At 33.9% G+C, this 24,107-nt stretch carries 16 protein-coding genes; 13 read left to right on the top strand and 3 right to left on the bottom strand.

Annotated features, from left to right (window positions below):
* Positions 1-583: 583 nt before the first annotated feature.
* Together B6A10_RS15275 and B6A10_RS15270 are read left to right on the top strand one after the other, a co-directional pair.
* Complete coding sequence (locus B6A10_RS15275) at positions 584-3,301, top strand: reprolysin-like metallopeptidase (protein ID WP_188221549.1); 2,718 nt, start codon at positions 584-586, stop codon at positions 3,299-3,301.
* Positions 3,302-3,491: 190 nt separating this feature from the next.
* Positions 3,492-4,424: a hypothetical protein gene (locus tag B6A10_RS15270; RefSeq protein WP_188221548.1), complete on the top strand. Its 933-nt coding sequence runs from the start codon at positions 3,492-3,494 to the stop codon at positions 4,422-4,424.
* A gap of 145 nt (positions 4,425-4,569) precedes the next feature.
* Here the strand turns inward: B6A10_RS15270 and B6A10_RS15265 are convergent, their stop codons facing one another.
* Positions 4,570-5,445, bottom strand: coding sequence for an AraC family transcriptional regulator (locus tag B6A10_RS15265; RefSeq protein ID WP_188221547.1), 876 nt, complete (start codon positions 5,443-5,445; stop codon positions 4,570-4,572).
* 207 nt (positions 5,446-5,652) lie between these two features.
* Here B6A10_RS15265 and B6A10_RS15260 point away from each other — a divergent pair, with 207 nt between their 5' ends.
* Both B6A10_RS15260 and B6A10_RS15255 read left to right on the top strand, forming a co-directional pair.
* Positions 5,653-8,919 carry a family 78 glycoside hydrolase catalytic domain gene (locus B6A10_RS15260; RefSeq protein ID WP_188221546.1) on the top strand — a complete coding sequence of 1,089 codons (3,267 nt, stop codon included), beginning with the start codon at positions 5,653-5,655 and terminating at the stop codon, positions 8,917-8,919.
* A 290-nt stretch (positions 8,920-9,209) separates the two neighbouring features.
* Positions 9,210-10,622, top strand: coding sequence for an L-fucose/L-arabinose isomerase family protein (locus B6A10_RS15255; protein ID WP_202986224.1), 1,413 nt, complete (start codon positions 9,210-9,212; stop codon positions 10,620-10,622).
* 216 nt (positions 10,623-10,838) lie between these two features.
* Here the strand turns inward: B6A10_RS15255 and B6A10_RS15250 are convergent, their stop codons facing one another.
* Positions 10,839-11,690, bottom strand: a complete 852-nt coding sequence (locus tag B6A10_RS15250; protein WP_202986225.1) for an IS3 family transposase — start codon at positions 11,688-11,690, stop codon at positions 10,839-10,841.
* A 14-nt stretch (positions 11,691-11,704) separates the two neighbouring features.
* On the bottom strand, positions 11,705-12,133 hold the full coding sequence (locus B6A10_RS16325; RefSeq protein ID WP_202986223.1) for a helix-turn-helix domain-containing protein: 429 nt from the start codon (positions 12,131-12,133) through the stop codon (positions 11,705-11,707).
* 592 nt (positions 12,134-12,725) lie between these two features.
* Here B6A10_RS16325 and B6A10_RS15245 point away from each other — a divergent pair.
* From B6A10_RS15245 to B6A10_RS15205, 9 genes are all read left to right on the top strand, one after another.
* Complete coding sequence (locus B6A10_RS15245) at positions 12,726-12,926, top strand: hypothetical protein (protein WP_188221545.1); 201 nt, start codon at positions 12,726-12,728, stop codon at positions 12,924-12,926.
* Positions 12,927-13,063: 137 nt separating this feature from the next.
* Positions 13,064-14,194, top strand: a complete 1,131-nt coding sequence (locus tag B6A10_RS15240; protein ID WP_188221544.1) for a DUF4861 family protein — start codon at positions 13,064-13,066, stop codon at positions 14,192-14,194.
* A gap of 33 nt (positions 14,195-14,227) precedes the next feature.
* On the top strand, positions 14,228-15,055 hold the full coding sequence (locus B6A10_RS15235; protein ID WP_188221543.1) for an SDR family oxidoreductase: 828 nt from the start codon (positions 14,228-14,230) through the stop codon (positions 15,053-15,055).
* Positions 15,056-15,070: 15 nt separating this feature from the next.
* On the top strand, positions 15,071-16,249 hold the full coding sequence (gene uxuA / locus B6A10_RS15230; protein WP_188221542.1) for a mannonate dehydratase: 1,179 nt from the start codon (positions 15,071-15,073) through the stop codon (positions 16,247-16,249).
* A gap of 9 nt (positions 16,250-16,258) precedes the next feature.
* Positions 16,259-17,050, top strand: coding sequence for a gluconate 5-dehydrogenase (locus B6A10_RS15225; protein ID WP_188221541.1), 792 nt, complete (start codon positions 16,259-16,261; stop codon positions 17,048-17,050).
* 216 nt (positions 17,051-17,266) lie between these two features.
* Positions 17,267-20,137 (top strand): alpha-L-rhamnosidase, encoded by a 2,871-nt coding sequence (locus tag B6A10_RS15220; protein WP_188221540.1) that lies wholly within the window; start codon positions 17,267-17,269, stop codon positions 20,135-20,137.
* A gap of 48 nt (positions 20,138-20,185) precedes the next feature.
* Positions 20,186-21,598 (top strand): BNR repeat-containing protein, encoded by a 1,413-nt coding sequence (locus B6A10_RS15215; protein WP_188221539.1) that lies wholly within the window; start codon positions 20,186-20,188, stop codon positions 21,596-21,598.
* The gene (locus B6A10_RS15210) at positions 21,595-21,777 is read left to right on the top strand and encodes a hypothetical protein (protein WP_188221538.1); all 183 of its coding nucleotides are present in this window, start codon (positions 21,595-21,597) and stop codon (positions 21,775-21,777) included. Before B6A10_RS15215 ends, B6A10_RS15210 begins: the two co-directional genes overlap by 4 nt.
* Positions 21,778-21,813: 36 nt before the next feature.
* Positions 21,814-23,598 (top strand): glycoside hydrolase family 43 protein, encoded by a 1,785-nt coding sequence (locus tag B6A10_RS15205; RefSeq protein ID WP_188221537.1) that lies wholly within the window; start codon positions 21,814-21,816, stop codon positions 23,596-23,598.
* Positions 23,599-24,107: the final 509 nt, after the last annotated feature.

Here is a 24,107-nt window from a genome sequence, read left to right as displayed (position 1 = left end):
AGTGTCAGAAGGTCAATCTGGGACTACTTTCAATGCAAGCGGATTAACAGGAGCTTCTACCTATTATTTTAAAATAGTTGTTAAAGATTCTAAGGGAGGTCAAACTATTGGACAAGTATGGAGTTTTAAAACTAATTAATAGAGCTTTTAATTTTAATTTAAAAAAGTCGAGTACATATTATTATAAGTATCTCGACTTTTTTTTAAAAAACATATTATAATTTCAGCCTGTTTGTAGGTGATTTTTTTGAAAATTTTGATTGTATGTATTGAAATATAAAAGTATTACTTTTTTAATGATAAAATGATATTAGGATCTATTCATTAAGTTTATTAAGATATATAGTAAATTTTGGGAATAAATAATTTTATAGATTCTATTTTTTAATGAAAAAGAACAGATAAAAGCTTAGTACTAGGGTTGTAGTGAAGAATGTTTTTCGATAAAAGTATTTAGAATAATTGGTTTAAAACAAATTGATTTTCCTTGCGAAATCGTACAATAATTTAAAAAAAAATATTTTGATGTTTTTTATTATATCTAAAAATGCTTTGAATAGCTATTGGTTAAGAAAATAAAATTATGATAATAAAACGACCGTTTAAAAAAATATCAATTGTAGTTGCTTTAAGGTTAAATTTCTTGTTGGAAATAATAAGAATATTTTCTTCAAGATTAATGATGATTCTTCTGTTTATATTTTATTGTACAACAGGATATAGCCAAAACAACTTTTTTTCCAAAACAAAATTAGAGCGCAAAATTCATGTAGGGGAAAATGATTCCCTGTCAAATGGTTATCAATTTGATTATTCAAAACTAAGTGAAGCCTTAGCGCAAACCTTTAAAACCTCAAAAAGTGCAAAAAACAAAGTAATAGTAGGTTTTCCTGATAAAAGAGGTGTTATTATTGATTTTCTGATTTCGGAACGTGCTATTTTGGATGATGAACAGCAACAAAAATATCCTGAAATTCGGTCGTATTTTGGTTATAATATTCAAAATCCATCGATAAAAATAAGTTTTAGTCTTTCTCCCTACAAAGGGCTTAGCGGAATTATGATTACTAATGATGAGTTTGTAGTTTACGAACCCTTTGATAACATTGAAACTTTTAAGGTATTAGAAAAAAAGAATATTGAAAGTAGAATGTTTGCTAATTGCTTAGCTCCTAAAAATTTAAGTAAGCTAAAAGATATTGAGTATCTTAAAAAACAGGCAGTGACAACTGTCAAAAAAAAATACAAAATTGCAATAGCGACCACAAACGAGTATTCTAGTTTTCACGGAAACACTCTTGCCAGTGTAAATGCTGCAATTGTGGCCACTTTGACAAACGTGAATGCCGTGTTTGAAAACGACTTGAATATAAGTTTTCAATTAGCCCCAAATAATGACAGTCTTTTATTTTTTGATGCAGATAGTGACCCATTTACAGAATCATCTGATTATGGGGAGTCATTACAGAAGCTTCTAGATACTAAAATAGGTGATGCTAATTATTCCATCGGACATTTATTTCGAAAAGGAGGTATTGAAGGCAACTCAAACTGTATTGGTTGTGTTTGTCAGTCAGACTTGAAAGGGAGAGCCTATTCTTCAAGTAATCATCCCACAGGATATTTTTTTGATTATAATTTAGTAGCCCATGAAATTGGGCATCAATTTGGTGCCAATCACACTTGGTCTGCTAATGGAAATGAAGGAACTGGAGTTCAAGTGGAACCTGGTTCAGGTTCTACAATTATGGGATATGCGGGTATTTCTAATTCAGCAAATGTTGGGTTGAATAACGAACCTTATTTTCATGGGATTTCAATTGCTCAAATTGAGGACTATTCCAAGCAAATATCATGTGGAGATTTCATAAGCACCACAAATACGAAACCTATTATTAAAGACTTTTCTACAATTATTTTGCCTATATCAACTCCTTTTAAATTAGAAGGACAAGCATCGGATAATGAAAATGATTCGTTGACCTACTGTTGGGAGCAAATTGACAATAGTTTTGGAAGGTATGTTTTTCCTGACCCTCAGGCGGCCAATTCCAATGCCGTTTTATGCAGGTCTTATTTGCCTTCCAAAAACAATACGAGATATATTCCAAATCTTGATGAGTTACGGTATGGTCTTAATGAAACAAAATGGGAAAAAGTTCCTAATGTGGCAAGAAAAGCTACTTTTAGACTGACTGTAAGGGATAATAATACACAGGGCGGTCTCACAGACTACAAAGATGTTGAAGTGGTATTTGATGTTAATTATGGGCCTTTTGAATTTAATTCATTTAATAGTAAATCTATTTTTTTAATCCCTAATTCCTATCAAACGATTAGTTGGAACGTAAATAAGACGAACCGCCTTCATGGGGGTAAATACCTAAAATTAGTACTCTCTACTGATGGAGGAGTAAAATATGATTATGTTATTGCGGATAATATACCTAATAATGGTGTCTTTCAATTTAAGGTACCTAACATCCTAGCAACTGAATGCCGTTTTTTGCTGGAAGCGAATGGAGGTCATTTTTTTGCAATAAATAAAGAAAATTTCTCCATTGGTCAAGAAGTGATGAATGTCTGTAAAAAATACGAATCCAGTTTAAACTTAGCATTGCCAATAAGTCATGATTTACCTGATGCTAAACAAATAAACAGTATTGATATTGAGGATACGGAAATGGTAAATGATGTTAATGTTGCGATTAATTTATCCCATGAGCAAATTAAGAATTTAGAAATTTTTATTGAAAGCCCGGAAGGAACAAAAGTGGAGTTAAAGAGCTTTGGAAGTTGTGGTCAAGAAAAAGGTATCATAGGTACTTTTGATGATGAAGCGGTGCATTTTGACTGTTTAAATAGTTCGAATAACTTCAAATTCCGTCCGCAAAAAGATGCTTTATCACTGTTTAAGGGAGAAAATACGAAAGGAAAATGGAATATTATTATTAAAGATAATTTGCCTTCATTTGGCGGTGTGTTGAATTCATGGTCCATAGAATTTTGTAAAAATATAGCCAAAGAAGTAGCGGTAAGTGAGGATTATTTTGATACTATTGCGGTATTTCCCAATCCTAATAAAGGGAGTTTTATTGTTAGCGCTCCAACTTTACATCGCTTAACTACTATAACATTGGAATTGTTTGATCCATTAGGGAGACTTGTTTTTAATAAACAAATTAAAGACACTAATTACTTAAACGAATCTCTTTCATTGAATAAGCTGCAATCAGGCTTTTATATTTTGAAAATTACAGATGGGGATAAAGTCATCTCACGTAAAATTCTTGTGAAATAAAATCGATTTCATTGGATATGTATGTGTCAGATTGTGTTTAAATCGTATTTTTTTTAGTTGTTATTTGATTAGTGTGTAAAAAAAATATTAAATAATTGTTTAATATTTAATTTTAACCCTGCAAAGCAGGACAGCGGCTATTTACATCTAAATTAAATTTGACTTATTAATTAACCAAATTTATCATTAAATGAAAACAAAATTTAAACAATTAGCCCTCGGTGGGTTTGGAGGGTTACTCCAAATTGGACTCTTAATGTCTTGTACAAATGATGTTCAAGAAACAAATAATGTAGCTGCGAGCGACGAAGAAGTTGTTGTTCCTGTTAGTAATAATTTGACTGCATTGTCATGTTCTCAAGTGTTGTACACTTGGACAGGAGGAGGGACAGATCACAATGTTGGTGTAAATGCAACAATTGATGACAGAAGTTGTACTTATGATTATACTCAAGGTACTTATGGTTCTCAATATGATTGGGGGGTGTATCGCCTTTTGTCAACAGATGATGTCGGCTCTCTTCAGACAAGAATTGAACGGGCTAGTAGTACAGTAAATAATATAAAAAGTGGAAACTATGTACGTATAACTGGCTATTGTCGCGTGTTAGAGGCTGGAACTTTTACTGATAGCCATCCTCCAACTAGTATGAGTGATAAGGATGGGACTTATTTAATTCAAGCTAAAGGTACTCACACAGGTGGAGGTGGTTCTGCTGACCCAGCCATTGCATTATTTATAGCTAAACCTGTAAGGGATTCAAATGGAAATGTCATACTAAATGGTCAAGGCAAAACGGATTCGTTTGATATTTATCGTGAAGAAATATTATCACGAGGTGGTTCTGGAACAACAGGGAGACAATTGGTTTTTATCACTAACGTTAAATATAATACAGATTTTTGGATTGATGTGTCAACTGGGTTTGATACTGTAAATGGTAATTTAAGGCATTATGTAAAATCAACTATCAATGGGGTAAGCAGTACTTTTACTGTTCCAGAACCAGAAAGAGCTTTACAGGCTAAATTACGTATGGGGGCTTACCGTTGTCATGGAGGATCTGCTACGATTTTATGGAGAAAGGGCACAACGCAAGCTAATTTTGTAAATAATCCATAATATTTAAATGGATGTCAATTCCAGTAATATAACCCTAAATTTATGTAACTACCCGAAAACTAGATTTTCGGGTAGTTTTTTTAGCTATATATGGTAAACGGTCATTTTTAGAAATTAATTTTAAAAAAAAAATATTTCACGATTGCTAACTTTTTTTATTCCTGAATTGTCCGGGTGACATTCCCGTTTTTTGTTTAAAAAGACGGTTAAAATAATAATCTGATTCAAACCCTAATTCATAAGCAATTTCTTTTTGGTTTTTATTGGAGTTCAGTAACAGCTCTTTGGACTTTTCGATTTTTAATAATAAAAAATATTGTAACGGCGATACGCCAGTTTGTTTCTTAAAATCCATTCTGAATTTTGAATAGCTTACGCCTAAGTCTTCAGCAATGGTGTTTAAATCAATAGAACTGGTAATGTTTGCGTACATGAAGCCTTTTGCTTTAGAGACTAATGAATTCAAGTCTTCAATATTGGAGCCGCCTAATCTGATGTTGTGAATTTCAGCCATCAACTGCATGCAAATGCCAGAGGCTAATCGTTGAAACCCGAAAGGCTCTTCATCAAAAAGTTTAAACAGGGTGTTGAAATGGTTTAAAACAATCGATTTGTTGCAATTAGAAATGATTGGGTCGTTTTGGATGTTGAAATTTGTCGAAAGAAACTGTTGGGCAATAGCTCCCGAGAATCCTACCCAGCGTTCTGTCCAGCCGGTTTTTTTTGAAGGTTTGTATCGATGCCAAACTCCCGGAAATAATAAAAAAACATCGCCGTCAGTGATTCTTTTTTTACCTGTTTGTGTACTTTCAAAAACGCCTTCTCCTTTGGTAATTAAAACCAGATGAAATTCATCTAGTATTCTTCCTTCGCTCCATTTAAAGATGTATTCCTCAGGATGGTCTTTTGAAGGGTATTTGCTCTCCGAGTCAATAATAGTTCGTCCCAAATTAGTCACATAGAATCCCCATTTTTTGTCATGGTCAAAAACCATTAAATATTTTCGATAAGCATTTTTCATGTCATTTTGTGCAATTGTTTTGTCAAATTATGAATTGTTATTATTGTGGTTTTTGTTGAAATTTACAAAGTTTTAATCTTAATTTATAAGCTATTTTTCTTTTTGGCTTTTAAAAAATAAAATGGAGTTTTAGTAGATTAAAATTAATAATATATCTTCAAAAAATACAATAAAATAAAATTTAGATTCCGAAAAAAATCATCTTATATGAAAAATCAGTTTCAATATCAATGCTCCAAAAAAAGTACTTTGTTGCTTAATCTCGTATTTCTACTAGTATTTTCAACTCAAAATTTTGCTTTCTCATCGGGGATACCTACCGATTTAAAATGCGAGTATCGTGTCAATCCCTTAGGAATTGATAATACCTCACCACGTTTAAGCTGGAAGCTATTTCAATCCAAAACAGTTCGCGGACAAAAGCAAACTGCTTATCAAATTGTTGTAGCAAGCAGTCTTGAAATGTTAGAAAAAAATAGTGGCGATTTATGGGATTCTAAGAAAACAGAAAGCTCACAATCAGTAAATGTTACCTACAACGGGATTGCTTTAAAATCAGGGCAGGAATGTTATTGGAAAGTTCGTATTTGGGATATAGCAGGTAAAGTATGCAAGTGGAGTGAGCCTGCGAAATTTTCTATTGGTCTTTTAAACCCATCAGATTGGAAAGGCGATTGGATTTATAAAAAAGACCAAAATAAAAAGGAACACAACTGGTATCGAAAGAAATTTTTTTTAGAGCGTAATTCTAATCAGGCATTAGTGTATGTAGCTTCATTTGGATATCACGAACTTTATGTAAACGGTCATAAAGTAACAGATAATGTCATGAATCCTGCCTACTCGGCTATGAACAAACATTTACCTTATCTTACTTACGATATTCAGCCTTATCTAAAAAAAGGCGACAATGTAATTGGCATTTGGCATGCAGCAGGCTGGGCTAGATGGGGTCGTATGGTTGAGTATCACGATGCACCATTTGTTTTCAAGGCACAAGCTGATATTAACATGAACAATAAAAAAATAGTAATTGCTACTGATAAAACTTGGAAGTGCAAAAAGAGTTACAGTGCCTATTGGGGGCCATGGGATATCCTGAATTTTGGTGGAGAAATAATTGATGAACGATTACGTGAAGATGACTGGAATACCATTAACTATAATGACAGCCAATGGGATGAAGCGGTTGTTTTTGAACAAGCCACTGCAAAAGAAGTTGGTAAAGCAGAGATTTATCTCGGAATGAAAGGTGCACTACCAGTTGCCAGCACCGATGCTAATTTACCTACAAGTAAAATAACAGCTAAGCTAAGTGCTCAAATAGTAGAACCTCAAGTACGATATAGGGAGATAAAACCCATTGGTATTGAGAAAAATTCAAACAGCTCTTATATTATTGATATGGGCGAAAATTATACGGGTCATTTTGAGATGAACCTTTATAATGGCAAGGAGGGAGATACGGTGACTTTTGAAATTGCAGATCGTAAAGAAGTAACCGCTAGTTGGGATCAACGAAGTAAATACATTTATGGAAGAACAGGCAAAGGGCAATTCAACAATCGCTTTAACCTTGCTGGGGGTCGATGGATTACCGTGTACGGACTGAATTACAAACCCGAATTGAAAGATATCAAAGGGTATGTGGTCACAAACAACCGAAAGCAAATCAGTAGTTTTGAAAGTTCTAGCGAACTGCTAAATAAAATTTATGAAATCAATCTGAAAACTTACCTTGCCAATACTATTGATGGAATTGCTGTTGATTGTCCTCATCGAGAACGCCGAGGCTGGGGTGAAGTAACCGTAGCTGCTATGTATGGTGATGCCTTGCCAAATTTTGAAAGTGGTGCTTACATGCAACAGTATGCTCAGTTTTTACAAGATACACAAAATGATGATGGTAAAATGCGTGCTGTGATTAACGGAGATGATTTTTATTTTCTGATGTGGATGGCAAATAGTCCCATTTCTATTTGGGAAACCTACCGAATGTTAGCTGATAAAAAATTATTGGAAACCCATTATGGTACAATGCAAAAGTGGATGGAATGGCTGTATCGTCAATCTGATTTTGATAAAGGAGGGGCGTTAAAGACAGGAAAGCAAGGTTCAATGGATTTTCCAGGTTTGGGCGATTGGTGTACACCCCGAGGTAATTTCTGGGTGGACAGTAATTCTCCTGTATCCGTTCATTTTAACAATTGTGTATATGCCTATATGTTAGATTGTGCAAAAAATATAGCATCGGTTTTGAATAAAACAGAAGATGTAAACACCTATGAAGAACGCCTAAAGGTACAACAAAAAGCAACTCATGAACTATCGTATGATTCTGCAACAGGAAAATATCTTGATGGCCGACAAATAAACCAAGCTCTTGCTTTGTTATCTGGAGTAACACCTGATGCTGAAAAACAAAAAGTATATGATGTTTTAGTAGATAATGTATTATACAAATTCCCGTATTACGACACAGGAAGTTCAGGTCAAGGACTTTATACCCGTTATTTTACGGAATTTGGAGAGCGCATGGATTTAGTTTACGAATTGCTAAAAGACAAGCATCACCCAAGTTACGGCTATTTTATTGAACAAGGCAAAACGGTTTGGCCAGAGCGTTGGTCGGCGGTGGGTGTGAGCCAGATTCATACCTGTTATACAGGTATTGGCGGTTATTTTATCAAAGGTTTTGGTGGAATTCGTCCAAATCCCGAAAAATTGGGTATGCAAAGTATCATCATAAAACCTGCTCTTGTGGGCGATTTAACTTTTGCCAATACCGAATACGAATCGATGTATGGAAATGTGGTGGTAAATTGGACCAAAGGAGATAATAAAGCAACATTCCACCTAGAGATTCCTGTTAACACTTCAGCAAAAGTATATTTGCCTGCCAATAATAAAAACGACATTTATGAAGGGAAACAATTAGCCGAAAAATCAGAAGGAATTAAATATGTAGGTACTGAAAAAAATGATGCGGTTGGAAATTATATCATTTATGAAGTAGTATCTGGAATTTACAATTTTAGAGTAAAAAAACTTCCAAAAGTAAGTTATCCTGACCCAATTTTAACTTCTAAAAATCTAGCTACTTTGGGCAGAATGAACGCCTCATCTATGTTTATTGAAACAGAAAAGTTGCCTGGTTTTGAAGCTTTCAAAGCTAATGACGAAAACAATGAAACCAGCTGGCAGGCTAAAGACGGCAATAACCAATATTTAGAAGTCGAATGGGTAAAACCACAAACCTTTAGTAAAGTAATTATTAATGAGCTAGGTACTACTATTGAAGGCTACAAAATTCAATTTTGGAATGATAAAGAATGGAAAGATTTGGCAACAGGAAAAAGCTGTGGACAAAATAAAGAACACAATTTCAAAGCAGTCACGGCAACTAAGTGCAGAATTGCAATTGATAAGGTCACTAAGGCAGTTTCAATAGCTGAATTTAAAATTTATAATTAAAAAACACAAAGGGAAATGACCTAAATTAATAAATCAGATCTAAATTATTATCTGCGAAAATCTGCCGAATCTGTGTGCTGATTTTTTGCACGCAGATTTACACGGATTTATGTAGATTTTTTTTCAAAATATTTTAATAAACACAGCTAAAGAAGAATTAGTTAGGGTTAGTACGGATTTTACCAATTAGATAAATAAAATCCTGAAAATCTTTTTAATCTGTGGCTTGAGAATAAATTTAGTTTCCTTGATAGCTGGAGAAAGATTGCGTATTTAATAAAAATAAAAAAATGATGAAAGTAGGATTATTTGGTATTGGTTTGGATACCTATTGGCCACAGTTTGAAGGTTTGTTAGAACGATTAGAAGGTTATCAACAACAAATCGCTGAGAAAATGGAAGGTTTTGGGGCTGAAGTTATAAATGTAGGTTTGGTGGATGCACCTCAAGTGGCAAGAGATAAAGCTGAAATCTTGAAAAAAGAAGATGTCGATTTATTGTTTTTATATGTTTCTACTTATGCCTTGTCATCAACCGTTTTGCCCGTGGTTCAAAAGTTAAAATGCCCAACCATCATTTTAAATATTCAACCTGTAGCCGCCATTGATTATGAGAGTTTTAATAAGCTGGGAGATAGAGGTGTAATGACGGGCGAATGGCTCGCGCATTGTCAGGCGTGTTCAGTACCAGAATTAGCCAATGTATTCAATCGTTCAGGAATTGATTATGAGTTTGTAACAGGGTATCTAGACGAACAAGCCGTTTGGGAAGAAATACAAGATTGGATTGATGCCGCCAAAGTTGCTAAAATTATGGCGAATAATCGATTGGGAGTTTTGGGACATTATTACTGTGGGATGCTGGATGTCTATTCAGATTTAACCAAACAAGCGGCTGCATTCGGTACACACATCGAAATTGTAGAAATGTGCGAAGTCAAAAAATACCGCGATGCTGTAACGGATGCTGAGATAGAATCAAAAATTTTAGAATTTAGAAACACTTTTGAAGTTATTGATACTTGTGAACAAACCGAGTTGGTGCGTGCTGCTAAAACCTCTATTGCCCTGGATAAACTTGTAGCGAATCATAATTTGGGTTCCATGGCTTATTATTATGAAGGCGAAACGGCCAACGAATATGAAAATATTGTAACCTCAGTAATCGCTGGAAATACCTTGCTAACTGGGAAAAATATTCCAGTTGCAGGAGAATACGAAATTAAAAATGCCCAAGCCATGAAAATCTTGGATGCCTTTGGGGTTGGCGGTTCGTTCTCGGAGTTTTATGCGATGGATTTTAATGATGATATTGTGATGCTAGGGCATGATGGTCCAGCTCATTTTGCCATTGCCGAAGGGAACGTACAATTAGTGCCACTACCTGTTTACCACGGAAAACCAGGCAAAGGACTTTCGATACAGATGACCGTAAAACACGGCCCCGTAACCTTACTCTCTGTGGTAGAAGGTAAAGATGAGGTCTTTTTATTGGTCGCCGAAGGTGAATCAGTTCCAGGTCCTGTGCTTCAAATAGGGAATACCAATAGCCGATACCGTTTTTCAATAGGGGTCAGAGCTTTTATGAACGAATGGTCTAAACAAGGGCCTTCGCATCATTGCGCCATTGGAGTAGGGTATATTGCTAACAAAATTGAAAAATTAGGAAAGCTTTTGAATTTACGTGTGGTTCGTGTTTGCTAAATGAAATTAGTAACGAGCAAGACAATATAAGACAAATAAATAATACAAATGATATACTTTAGCTTGTTAATATTAATTCCTTTGAAATCAATTCTGATCTAAATAAAATTTGATTACATAAAATCGGACCATTTAATTGTATTAAATCATTGTAATGGTCTTTTGTCTAGTCCTGAAAAAGTGATACAGGATTAATAATAAATAAAAGTACAATTTTTAGACAGTAGTAAGCATAGATTTACTACTGTTTTTTGTTTTATAAGTTCTCATTTTAATTTTATTTTGTTTATGCATCTGATTGGGAGTAAGCATATAATTAGAATAATGAGGTCTGATTTCATTATAGATATTAATAGCTTCCTTTACAATTTTCTGCATGATTTCTGTTTTTTGATTGTATTTATCAATCTTAAATTCCTGCTTTAAAATACCATTAACCCTTTCTGCTACTGCATTTTCATAAGGATCCGAATTTTGCGTCATGCTACATACAACTTTATTTTTATCAAGCTGTTTTTGGTATTCATGGGCACAATATTGGATACCTCTATCAGAATGATGTATCAACGGTAAGTTTTTGTTATTTCTGTGTTTAAGAGCCATTTTTAAAGCTTTCAAACTGCTTTCTGTATTCATATTATCAGCAACATAATACCCCATGATCTTTTTAGAATAAGCATCTGTAACCAAACTTAAATAACATGGATTATCTCTTTTCCCTATATAGGTTATGTCAGATACCCAAACCTGTTCAGGCCTGTTAATTTGTAAATCTAAAATCTGATTTTGATGTTTTCTAAATCGATGATGTGAATTAGTTGTTACATGATAACTTCGTTTAGGCTGTATTAATAAATGATTAGCTCTGAGTATATCAAAGAATTTATCTCTTCCTATTTTCATTAGTTGAAGTTTATCCAGCAGAAGATAATATAGTTTTCTTGTGCCTACTCTAGGCATTATCTCTCTGATATCATTTACCATCGAAATTACTTCTTTGGCTTTGCTTTGTTTGGATGCTCTTCTTTTAATTTTTCGATAATAAACCTGTCTGTCTATCCCGAACAAATAACAGGTAAACGCTACTGTTTTTTGTTCTTTTTTTCTGAAGCAGTCGATTGTTCGGGTGGAGAGTTTTTTCGTATATCGATGTGATATTCTTTCTCGGCTAGATCTATCATCATATCAAACAAGATCGCTTTTTTGTCTGCGACATAAGCTTGTCGTTCCAAAAGAGCCTTTTGTTTTTCTAATAACTTGACCTGAGCTTCAAGTTCCATGATCTTCTGTTGCTGTGACTTTGGCATATTTAAACGAGATTGGTTTTCCCAATCGAAGTTACCAAATTTTCGCAACCATTCTATAACAGTCTTTCTACATTGAATGCCGTATTTTTTTGTAGCCTCTGTTGCTGTGAGATCACCTTGTTCTATTTCTTGAACAATTTGCAATTTAAAAGACATCGAATAGTCTTTTTGAGTTCGCTTTACATAATTAGTTTTTAATTCCATAACGATGTTTTTTGTGTATCGTTATTTCAGGACGGGACATTTTTTTAAAATAGAATCCCTTGTATGTATTTTGGAGGAGGTTCAATATATTCTTTGAAGGGGGGGTCTAGCCACTTTTGCAAATCAATTTTGATGAAGAGATTAAATCTTATAGAATCTACTAAATTGGATGAATACCAATCAAATTTTGATTGAGCTTTTAATGCTTTTAGAATTAGAATAGTAATCAAAGACGTATAAATTAGAATCATTACGGCGTTTTCCGATGTGCCTATAAAAGCTCAGAAAAAGACATTGAAAGGTTTGTTTTACCCAAATCAGTTTTTAAAAATTGGGTGTAAAACTATCAAAATTTTCATTGATAGTAAAAAATGAAAATTTGTATTGAACTGCGAAGCAAATCACGAATACCTAGTTAAATACGATATAACATGATAAGTAAATTTGCTTAAAGGTGCTATTTTTCTTATTACACTTTAAAAGGAAACCCCATTTTTGACTCGTTTTGAGTAATTTCGGGGTTTGTTTCTTCTAAAATAATACCTGTTTTTCTGAAAAACAAGTTTTAGTATTATTATCAATGTACTTAAATTTGAAAAAAAACATAGTACGACACATGGTGAATCATGGTCTGGAAAATTACACCAATCATCAGAAGCCAAAATTACCATTTACAAATAATTGGCAAATCATAAAATTCAGGTTACCTGCTTTAGCCTCCCTTCCTTATTTGGGAATTGAGGCTAAAGCAGGTGCTGCCATTTTTATTAAAATAGATAATTCAAGTTGCTAGTTTAATTAGTATAAAAAAAACAAAATCCACAGATAACTCCAGATGTACCATACAATACAGGACAGGTAGAGGAATTAAAAATTATATTATTGTATTTTTTAAATCAGTTTTCATTCAAAGAAAATCAAAAAAATAATATGAAAAGATATATCACACTTCTTCTTTTTTCTATGTTACTTGGATCTTGTAAAGCGCTTCAAAATCAATCAGTTTCAGTTGAGAACAAGACTAATTTGACATATAAGGATAAAGTGATTTCCCTATCGTATCCAAAAATAAAAGAAAAATTAACTTGGTTAAATGACTCGAATTTTAAGGTTGTCAATTCAAAAAATCAGCAAGAAGTTCCGTATCAACTAGAGTTTTTAGGAAATAAGACACCGTTAAACTTGTTAGTTCAGTTGTCTTTAAAAGAAAAAGAAAAAATACAATTAGTATTCCTTAAAGAAAAACCTAGTGATTTTCCAACTAAAACTTTCGGTAGATATGTACCTGAAAGAGCAGATGATTTTGCATGGGAAAATGATAAAATTGCTTTTAGAGCTTATGGTAAAGCACTAGAACTTAATCCAAAGCAAAATGCCTATGGAATTGATGTTTGGGTAAAAAGAACCACTAAAATGGTTATTAATGACCGTTATAGTAGAGGTAAATATCATGAGGATCACGGGGATGGAATGGATTACTACCATGTGGGTTATACTTTGGGAGCGGGTAATTGCGCACCTTATGTAAATGATAGTATTTGGTATTCTAAAAATTATACAAGATATGAAATCTTGGATAACGGTCCCTTGCGTACCACCTTCAAATTATATTATGATGCTTGGAATGTTGATGGACATGTAGTAAAAGCCACTAAAACGATTAGCCTGGATGCTGGGTCTCAATTAAATCAAGTTGAAATGAATTATCAAGTTGAGGGTCTTACACATATTCCTATTGTTATCGGAATCATCAAAAGAGATCAGGTAGGAACTGAATTGTTTGATATTAAAGGCGGTGTGTTAAGTTATTGGGAGCCTACAGAAGCTAAGTACGGTACAACAGGTGTTGGAGTGATTATTCCAACTAAGGTAAATAATATGTATTTACGTAAAGATCAATATTTAGCTTTTACAGATGTTCCTACTAATGCCACATTCAAATATTATACAGGAGCAGTTTGGGATAGAGCGGGAGAGATTACAACTTCTAAAGAATGGTTTGCGTATTTGCAAGCTTATAAAGAGCAACTTAAAATCAATAGAGTAAAAATATCGTACTAAGAATTTATAAATTTAGAAAAGTAATAAGAAAAGATGAGTAAAGTAGTAGTAGTTACTGGTGCAGGAGGAGTGTTGTGCAGTACACTGGCAAAAGCATTAGCAAAACAAGGAAATAAAATAGCTGTTTTAGACTTGAAGAAGGAAGCAGCCGAGCAAGTTGCTAATGAGATTATTGCAGAGGGAGGAGAAGCAATAGGCTTAGCTGCCAATGTTTTGGAAAAAGAATCATTGGAACTGGCTAAAAAAGAAATTGATTCAAAATTCGGGGGCTGTGATATTTTAATAAATGGAGCTGGAGGAAACCATCCGTTAGGAACAACAACTAATCCCTTTTTAGTTAAAGAAGATTTATTAAATAAAACTGAAGGATTTAAAACTTTCTTTGATTTGGATAATGAAGGGGTAAAATTTGTTTTTGATTTGAATTTTATAGGCACATTATTACCAACGCAAGTTTTTGCTAAAGATATGATTGGTAAAAAAGGTTGTAGTATATTAAATATTTCATCGATGAATGCTTTCACACCATTAACAAAAATTCCAGCTTATAGTGGCGCAAAAGCAGCAGTGTCAAACTTTACACAATGGTTAGCAGTTCATTTTTCTAAAGTCGGTATTCGTGTAAATGCTATAGCACCAGGATTCTTTTTAACAGAACAAAATAGAACTTTATTAACAAATCAGGATGGTAGTTTAACTCAAAGAGGGCAACAAATTATAGACCAAACACCAATGGGATGTTATGGTAAACCAGAAGATTTAATAAGTACAACTTTGTATTTATGTGATGAAGCCTCATCATTTGTTACAGGTGTTGTTATTCCTATTGACGGAGGGTTTTCAGCTTATAGCGGAGTTTAATTAACAAAAAATAGTATGGAACAAACATGGCGTTGGTACGGACCAAATGATCCCGTAACCTTATCAGATATCAAACAAGCAGGAGCAACAGGAATTGTTTCGGCTTTGCATCATATTCCAAATGGAACAGTATGGGAAATAGATGAAATCAAAAAAAGAAAAGAAATCATTGAAAAAAGCGGTCTTCGCTGGAGTGTTGTTGAAAGTATTCCAGTGCATGAGAACATAAAAACTCGTTCAGCTAACTATCAGGAGTATATTGAAAATTACAAAAAAAGTATAGCAAATTTAGCACAATGCGGAATTAATATTGTATGTTACAATTTCATGCCAGTACTAGATTGGACAAGAACTGACTTAGATTTTGAAGTTGAGGATGGTTCTAAAGCATTACGTTTTGATACTACTGCCTTTGCAGCGTTCGAATTGTATTTGTTGCAGCGACCAGGAGCTGAAAATAGTTATTCAGATACACAAAAAGCAGAGGCAAAAGTTTATCTTGAAAATCTTTCACAACAAGATAAAGATAAGCTGGTTAAGAATATTATTGCTGGATTACCCGGTGCTGAAGAAGGTTATACATTAGAACAATTTCAGAACGTTTTAAATACATATCAAAATATTGATGCCAAAAAATTAAGAGAAAATTTAGTGGCATTTTTAAAAGAAATTATCCCAGTAGCTTCTCAAAATAATGTATTAATGTGTATCCATCCCGATGATCCGCCGTATCCAATATTAGGTTTGCCAAGAGTTGTTAGTACGGAAGATGATTATGCTTATTTATTTACTGAAGTTCCGGATAGGTCAAATGGAATTACCTTTTGTACAGGGTCACTAGGAGTAAGAGTTGATAATAATTTAGTTCAAATTTTCAAAAACTTTGCTGATAGAGTCCACTTTTTACATTTAAGAAGTACACAACGTGATGAAAAAGGAAACTTTTATGAAGCCAATCATTTAGAAGGAGATGTAGATATGTTTGCTGTTGTTAAAGCAGTGGTGGAAGAAGAGAAAAGAAGAAAATCATTAGGTATGATTGATGCCACGATTCCAATGAGACCAGACCACGGTCATCAAATGCTAGATGATTTAAATAAAAAAACGAATCCTGGGTATTCAGGAATAGGAAGATTGCGCGGACTTGCAGAATTAAGAGGATTAGAACTAGGAATTAAAAAATCATTTAATTAATAAAAAAAGATGTCAATAAATTTATTCGATTTAAAAGGAAAAACAGCTTTAGTAACAGGTGCTGTTCACGGTTTAGGAATGGCTATGGCTAAAGGATTAGGAAATGCAGGTGCTACTTTAGTGATTAATAATAATACTGCTCCAGAATTAGAAGCAGCTATTGAAGAGTATAAGGCTGCAGGCTTAAATGCTCATGGTTACCTTTTTGATGTAACGGATGAAAAAGCAGTTGCAGAAGCGATTGCTAAAATAGAAAAAGAAGTTGGACCGATTGATATTTTGATTAATAATGCTGGTATCATCAAAAGAACGCCAATTATTGATATGGAGGTTGCCGATTTTGAATTAGTAATCAAAATTGATTTGGTTGGACCATTTATTGTTTCTAAACAAGTAGCCAAAGGTATGATCAAAAGAGGTGGAGGGAAAATCATCAATATTTGTTCTATGATGAGCGAATTAGGCAGAAATTCAGTGAGTGCCTATGCTGCTGCAAAAGGAGGTTTGAAAATGCTTACCAGAAGTATGGCAACAGAATGGGCAAAATATAACATTCAAACTAACGGAATAGGGCCAGGATATTTTGCTACTAGCCAAACAGCACCAATCCGTGTAGATGGACATCCATTTAACGAATTTATTATCAACAGAACACCCGCTGAACGTTGGGGAGATCCAGAGGATTTACAAGGTGCTGCTATCTTTTTGAGTTCTAAAGCAAGTGATTTTGTAAACGGTCACGTACTTTATGTTGATGGTGGAATTTTAGCTACTATTGGTAAGCCATCAAACGAAAATTAAGACTCAATGTTCTGAAAATTTTATTTAAAATTTATTTATGACAGTAGTAGGCTAAGGTTTGCTACTGTTTTTTTTTTTTTTTTGATAAAAAAAATAAGAAATGGAATGATGAGAAAAACTAAATTAATGTTAACTAAAGAGCAGGTCAATGCAGGACATAAACAACTATTTATAGGTTTATATTTGGCTTTACTTAAAAAAAAACAACCTTTTAAAATGAGAAAAATAAAATTCTTAATTCCTTTTTTTGTAATAATTCTGTTGAGTTCTTCTTTTGGCTTTATAGTTAAAGGAGGCATAAACGAAGGACTTACATTTGAGTCATTAACTTGTGAAGCCATAGTTAACCCAACGGCTATTGAGAGCAAGCAACCTTCATTATCTTGGATTATAAAAGCAAAAGGTTTCAATAAATCACAATCAGCTTATCAGGTTTTGGTAGCTTCGTCAGAGGCCAAATTGAATGAAAAAGAGGCTGATTTATGGAATTCCAATCAGGTAAAATCTTCGCAATCAGTTTATGTTAAATATGATGGAAAGGAGTTGCAAGCCACACAAAAATACTATTGGAAAGTGAAAATTTGGGACGAAAAAGGAGAGTCTTCTAATTGGTCTTCGGTTCAGACTTTTCAAATGGGTTTAATGGATAATAACAATTGGGGAAACTCTAAATGGATTAGTCTCAACAAAGACAACCGTACTTCGCCACATCGTTTCAGAGAATACCAAACTGGAAAAATGAAAGAACCTGAAATGGTAGCAGGACAAGCAACGGGGTATTTTAGAAATGAAATCTCAACTAAGAAAAACATTAAAAATGCCCAAGCATACATCTGTGGATTGGGGTATTACGAATGGTATATCAACGGAAAAAAAGTGGGTAATCATGTCTTAGATCCTGCACCTTCTAACTATGATAAACAAGCTTACTATGTTCATTATGATGTGACTAATGCCTTGAAATCGGGTCAAAATGCCATCGGAATTGTTTTAGGAAATGGTTTTTACGGTCAAGATATCTCATGGAAGAGCGATAAAGAATCAGAGAAAAACATATCTTTCGGGTCACCAGCAGTACGTCTTTTAATCAAAGTTACTTATGAGGATGGCAGTAAAGCCGATTTTTATACCAATGAAAATTGGAAAGAAAACACGGGGCCTATCGTTTTTAATAATATTTATGGGGGTGATACTTACGATGCCCGTTTTGAATTAGGTAATTGGAACAATACCAATTATAAAGACACAAACTGGGGCAAAGCCAAGGTAATTACGCCAGAAGTAAAAAAAATCAGTGTACAGCAAATTCCACCTATTCGAAAATTAAAAGAGTTAACTCCTCAAAAAGTTTTTAAGGGCACTAATGGTAATTGGATTGTCGATTTTGGTCAAAATATTGCAGGTTGGGTTAAAATAAAAGTAAAGGGAACCAAAGGACAATTGATTGAAATCACAACAACAGAAGCCTTGACACAAAACGGCAAAGATATTTTTCCGGGTTCTACTGATGGTGGAGCAAATGGAATGCGACAAGTGTACAAATACATTTGTAAAGGAGAAGCTCTTGAATCTTGGGAGCCACAATTTAGTTATCACGGTTTTCGATATGCCGAACTAAAAGGGATTACAACAAAGCCTGATGCTAGTATGATTCAGGCGGTTTTAGTAGCAACCGATATTCAAGAAAAAGGAAGTTTTAGTTGCTCTGAGCCTTTGTTTAACAAAATGCACAGCATTAGCAAATGGACAATTGTTGATAATATTCATGGGATTCCAGAGGATTGTCCGCACCGTGAAAAATGTGGTTGGTTGGGCGATGCGCATGCTTTTTGCGAATATGCTTTGTACAACTACGACATGGGAAACTTCTATAAAAAATACATGGAAGACATTCGTACCCAAATGATTCCTGTAAAAGCCAACAACAATCCTGAAATCAAGCACAAAGTACCTACGATGATTGCTCCTGGGAAACGTACTTCGGGAATTGCTAAATTGGATTGGGGTGTAGCTACGATGTATTTGCCTTGGTATAATTACCTTTATTATGGAGATGATTCGATTGTAAAGGAATATTACGAAGACATGAAAGATTTGACCAATTATTACTTATCCTTCAAAGATGAAAAAGGAATTATTCAAAACGGAATGGGGGATTGGTGTCCACCTAATTGGGACCGTCTGAAAAATCCATCAGCTATGGAATGTGATCCAATTATTTCTGCAAATGCGTATTTTTATGATGTGTTGGGTATTATGGAAAAATTTGCCAAAATGAACGATGATGTTGTTTTTGAGCAAAAAATGGAAAAAGAAAAACAAGCATTATCTGAGTCCTTCAACAAAGCTTTTTTAATCACAATTCCATCCACAACATTCAAATGGTACGGAAGTCAAACCGCCACGGTGATGGCATTGCAATTTGGAATGGTTGATGAAAGTGAAATTTTAAATGTAGTTAATGGATTGGAATATGATATTAACGTTGTTAAACGAGGGCATCATTCGACTGGAATTCATGGCAACAGGTATATTTATACTGTTTTAACCAAATTAGGGAAAGAAGATTTGGCACATCAAATTTTGACAACACCTACATTTCCCAGCCAAACGTATATTATGAATTATGGTTTTACCACTTGGCCAGAACGCCAATTTGAATGGGATAAAATGAAAGAACTGAGTAATTCTTTAAACCATCCCATGCATAGTGGATTCTCGGCTTATTTCTTTGAATCGTTAGGAGGTATCAAATCTACGTATGAGGGGGCGGGATATAGAGACTTTACTGTAAAACCTGTTTTTTCTAAAAACATTACATCTGCTGACGTATCTGTACCTACTCCTTATGGAAATATTGCTAATAGTTGGAAAGTAACTGGTACAAATTTTTCAATGAATTTAGAAGTTCCTTTTAACACCAAAGCACAAGTGGTTTTAACTCCAAAAGAACTGCAAACCTTGAAAATTAATGGTGTTGCTTTTGAGGCTTTTCAAAAAGAAAATAAAGTCGTTTTGATTAATAAATCAACTGTAGTATTGGGTTCAGGCATATATGTGTTAGAATATTCAAAGGAAAGAATTTAAATGTTTTTAAAGAGGTAGTTAAATCTTAAACTAATCAAATTAGAATTGATGAAAAATAAGTTATGTATTGTTGTTTTTTTTATGTTTTTTTTTGCAGCTGTAAAAGCGCAAGTGAAAATCAATAAAAAAAATATTTCTACAGTTGATACTAAAGCATTGACTATTGACGGGAAGTATGGTATTGCTATAAATGGAAGAAGCTATCAAAAAGATGCTCTTGCTTCACATAATGGCTATCAATACATTGCATATTACAATGATCGTAGACACGTTTGCATTTCGAGGAGAAAACTTCCTTTAGGTGATTGGAAGACTATTGAGTTTTTAGATTATGATTTTAAAAGTGACGATTCTCACAACGTTGTTTCCTTAGGTATTTGTCCAAATGACGGAACGATTCATTTAGCTTTTGATCATCACGTGCATCCGCTTCATTATAGAGTTTCTAAGAAAGGTTTAGCTACTAATCCTGAAATTATGGAATGGGCAGCGTCCTCATTTAGTCCCATTTTAGATCAACTAGAAGAAAATAAACCAATCAAAATTACTTACCCAAAATTTTGGCAAACTCCTGAAGGTAACCTCCAGATGAATTACCGAGTACGAGGCTCAGGTAACGGAGACCGTATGTTAGTAGATTACAATGCTAAAACAGGAAAATGGGAAAATACCAGGCAAATTGATTCATCTATAGGGAAATTTGAAGATGAATTAGGCAAAAGTGATACGCGCTGTTCTTATCCTAATGGTTACGATTACGATGTTAATGGGAGACTACATGTAACTTGGGTTTGGCGTGAAGATAGTCAAGGGGCTAATCATGATTTGATTTATGTTTACAGCGATGACCATGGATTTACATGGAAAAACAATGAAGGAAAGTTGTTGAATGAAATTCCTAATGTCAATTCAGAAGGAATTGTTGTGCAATCCATTCCAAGGGTATTAGGATTAATGAATGACCACGGACAAGTCATTGATTCAAAAGGGAGACTTCATGTTGTAATGTTTCATGGAACCAAAGAAACAATTGAAGCGGCAGGTAGCAGCTTGGGAGCTACTCGTTGGGGGCCAAAAGAAGCTCAAAGGTATTTTCACTATTGGAGAGACGAAAAAGGAAAATGGAATAGTTTACAATTACCAATGACCGTAGGCAATCGTCCCAAGGTATTTACAGATAAAAATGATAATCTGATTATGATTTATTGTGGAACTTCCCAAAATAGTAAAAAGAATAATAAAGACCAAGATTTGGTAATAGCTGTTGCAACAGCAAAGAGTAATTGGCAAGATTGGCAAATTGCTCATAAAATCCAGGGCCCGTTTATGAATGATATGTTGGCTGATGTTTATCGTTGGAAAAATGAAAATATCTTGTCAATAATGCTTCAAGGTACGCCAGAGAATGTAAGACAGCCTAGTAAATTACAGGTAATTGATCTGAATATTATTTTTCAATGATTTTAGAGGTGTCTTTCAGTACTAAAGGCAAACCAGTTGTAATCCCAAAGGGATTAAAGATTCTGAAAATAAAAAGAAAGCAAATAAAAGAAATCTATCAGCAATTAAATGCTGGAATTTTTAATGATTTTATAGAACTCGGTTCAGGAAATTATCTTATAGAATATTTCAAAGAGTAATTAAATTGTAAAAAAAAAGTTTTAAAAAGAAAGTATATGTTAATTCTAAATAGACCATTTATCAAACCAATAGCAGTGAGTCTGTTTTTTGGATTTTGTATCTGTAATGCGCAATCGCAGAAGAATAAGGTAAAAGATACTAAAACATTAAAAATTGGCATTGTAGGCAGCTGGGGTGATCAAGGAGACGGGACATACGTCAATCCGGTTCTAAATGCCGATTATCCCGATTCAGATATCGAACAAGTGGGAGATACCTATTATATGATTACATCGAAACAACATATGTCACCAGGGATGCCTATTTTAAAGTCAAAAGACATGGTGAATTGGACCAATGTTGGGCATGTTTTTGAAAATCTTTCATGGGCATCAGAATACAATTGGGACAGGATGAATGGGTATTCTTTTGGTGTTTGGGCAGGAGATTTAGCCTACCACGAGGGAAAGTGGTATTGTTACCAGATTGACTATCAACATGGTTTAATGGTCTCTACAGCCAAAGATATTTCAGGGCCTTGGAGTAAACCCGTTATGATGCTTCCAAAAGATAAAGTATTAGACGACCCTGGAGTATTTTGGGACGAAGAAACCCATAAAGCATACGTTATAATTAACACTGCTGGAAAACAAAAAGGACCCGAGAATAAAATTGAAGGGAACGAAAATAGAATTTACGAAATGAGTTGGGACGGTACTAAAATACTTGATGAAGGTAAATTAGTTTATACTGGTATGGGTGCCGAAGCAGCTAAAATTTATAAAATTGACGGTACTTGGTACATATTTTTAGCGCAGTGGACAATGGGTGATAAATCTACCTTGCCTGGGGTTAAAAATCCAAAAAATGACAGAAAGCAGATTGTATTGCGTTCTAAAGAAAGTATTTATGGACCGTATGAAGTAAAAACTGTTTTAGAAAAAGGAACTGCATTCAACAATCGTAGTGCCAGCCAAGGGGCATTAATACAAGCCCCTGATAAGTCGTGGTGGTATATGCATCAGTTAATTCAAAATGATGATGATCCATTTCAGGGTCGCCCGCAGTGTTTAGAACCTGTAAATTGGGTAGATGGATGGCCAATTATTGGTGTTGACGAAGATAACGACGGTATAGGCGAACCAGTCAAACAGTACAAAAAGCCTATTAACGGATATCCTATTTCTGCACCAAGTACTGATGATGAGTTTTCGTCTTCAAAGTTGGGGTTTCAATGGGAGTGGAATCATGATCCAAGGAATACACATTGGTCTCTAACTGAGCGTCCGGGATGGTTGCGCTTAAAGGCAAGTAAAGTATTACCAAACCAAAAAGGGTATGGGCCTAATATTAATGAATGGACTAATAACGACGGTTCTAGTTCAGACTTTTGGCGTGCTTGCAACACGTTAAGCCAGCGTATTATGGGAATTTCCAAAGGTACGGCTGTTGCTAAATTTGATATTTCAGGTATGAAACCTAATCAAATGGCAGGATTTGTCAGATTTGGTGGGGTTTACAATCTGCTAGGCATTGAAGCAGATGAAAAAGGGAAAAGAATCCTTTTTTATATGAATACCATGGCAGAAAAAATTAAAGGGCCAGAAATCATTAAGGATGAAGTTTACATACGGACAACTAATATAGGAAATCAAGCTTTTTATGAATACAGTTTTGATAACAAAAATTACAGCTGCTTCGGTCCTACTTTTACTATAGCCTTTGGAAAATGGACAGGAGATAGATTAGGTTTCTTCTCATGGAATACAAAAGAAGATTCAGGATATATAGATGTAGATTGGTTTGTTTATAATTATGATGGACCAAAGGCAGCCAAATAAATTCTTAACTATGACAATTAAGTATAACAAATGTATTTGTTTTATCTGTAATTTCTGTATTTCAGAAAGAGAGTATAATAAAAAATACACTGTTATTCTTGTTAGATAAACTCTATAAAAAAAAAAATAAATTGAAAACCCGTTGTGCATTTTGAAATATAATTCTCAAAATATACAACGGGTTTGAAAAGGATTTACAAATTGGACTTATCCTGAAACATTCAAAATGTTTCAGGATAAGTCCAATTTTTTTTGATTAGAAACTATAATGAGTCTTCTGCTGAAAAGAATGTTATTAAGTAACTGTATAGGTTTAAAACTTTTATTGACTATTATTTTGATTCGCATTCTAAACAGAATAAATAGTTATTGATTTCCAGATAATTTAGTGTAAATGTTAAAATTTATTAACAAAATGAATTGAATCCAAGTTGATACAGGTCAATGCAGGACAGAAACTTTAACATAACATTATAATTTGGGAATATTATTAACCCAATTAACCTAAT

Origin of the sequence: Flavobacterium pokkalii, assembly GCF_014596575.1 — a bacterium.
In the GTDB taxonomy this organism is placed as follows: Bacteria; Bacteroidota; Bacteroidia; order Flavobacteriales; family Flavobacteriaceae; genus Flavobacterium; species Flavobacterium pokkalii.
This window is presented reverse-complemented; position numbering and strand designations above follow the sequence as displayed.

Coding starts and splice junctions, on each gene's coding strand:
- B6A10_RS15275 (WP_188221549.1), top strand. CDS start 584: ATGATAATAAAACGACCGTTTAAAAAAATATCAATTGTAGTTGCTTTA.
- B6A10_RS15270 (WP_188221548.1), top strand. CDS start 3,492: ATGAAAACAAAATTTAAACAATTAGCCCTCGGTGGGTTTGGAGGGTTA.
- B6A10_RS15265 (WP_188221547.1), bottom strand. CDS start 5,445: ATGAAAAATGCTTATCGAAAATATTTAATGGTTTTTGACCATGACAAA.
- B6A10_RS15260 (WP_188221546.1), top strand. CDS start 5,653: ATGAAAAATCAGTTTCAATATCAATGCTCCAAAAAAAGTACTTTGTTG.
- B6A10_RS15255 (WP_202986224.1), top strand. CDS start 9,210: ATGATGAAAGTAGGATTATTTGGTATTGGTTTGGATACCTATTGGCCA.
- B6A10_RS16325 (WP_202986223.1), bottom strand. CDS start 12,133: ATGGAATTAAAAACTAATTATGTAAAGCGAACTCAAAAAGACTATTCG.
- B6A10_RS15240 (WP_188221544.1), top strand. CDS start 13,064: ATGAAAAGATATATCACACTTCTTCTTTTTTCTATGTTACTTGGATCT.
- B6A10_RS15235 (WP_188221543.1), top strand. CDS start 14,228: ATGAGTAAAGTAGTAGTAGTTACTGGTGCAGGAGGAGTGTTGTGCAGT.
- uxuA (WP_188221542.1), top strand. CDS start 15,071: ATGGAACAAACATGGCGTTGGTACGGACCAAATGATCCCGTAACCTTA.
- B6A10_RS15225 (WP_188221541.1), top strand. CDS start 16,259: ATGTCAATAAATTTATTCGATTTAAAAGGAAAAACAGCTTTAGTAACA.
- B6A10_RS15220 (WP_188221540.1), top strand. CDS start 17,267: ATGAGAAAAATAAAATTCTTAATTCCTTTTTTTGTAATAATTCTGTTG.
- B6A10_RS15215 (WP_188221539.1), top strand. CDS start 20,186: ATGAAAAATAAGTTATGTATTGTTGTTTTTTTTATGTTTTTTTTTGCA.
- B6A10_RS15210 (WP_188221538.1), top strand. CDS start 21,595: ATGATTTTAGAGGTGTCTTTCAGTACTAAAGGCAAACCAGTTGTAATC.
- B6A10_RS15205 (WP_188221537.1), top strand. CDS start 21,814: ATGTTAATTCTAAATAGACCATTTATCAAACCAATAGCAGTGAGTCTG.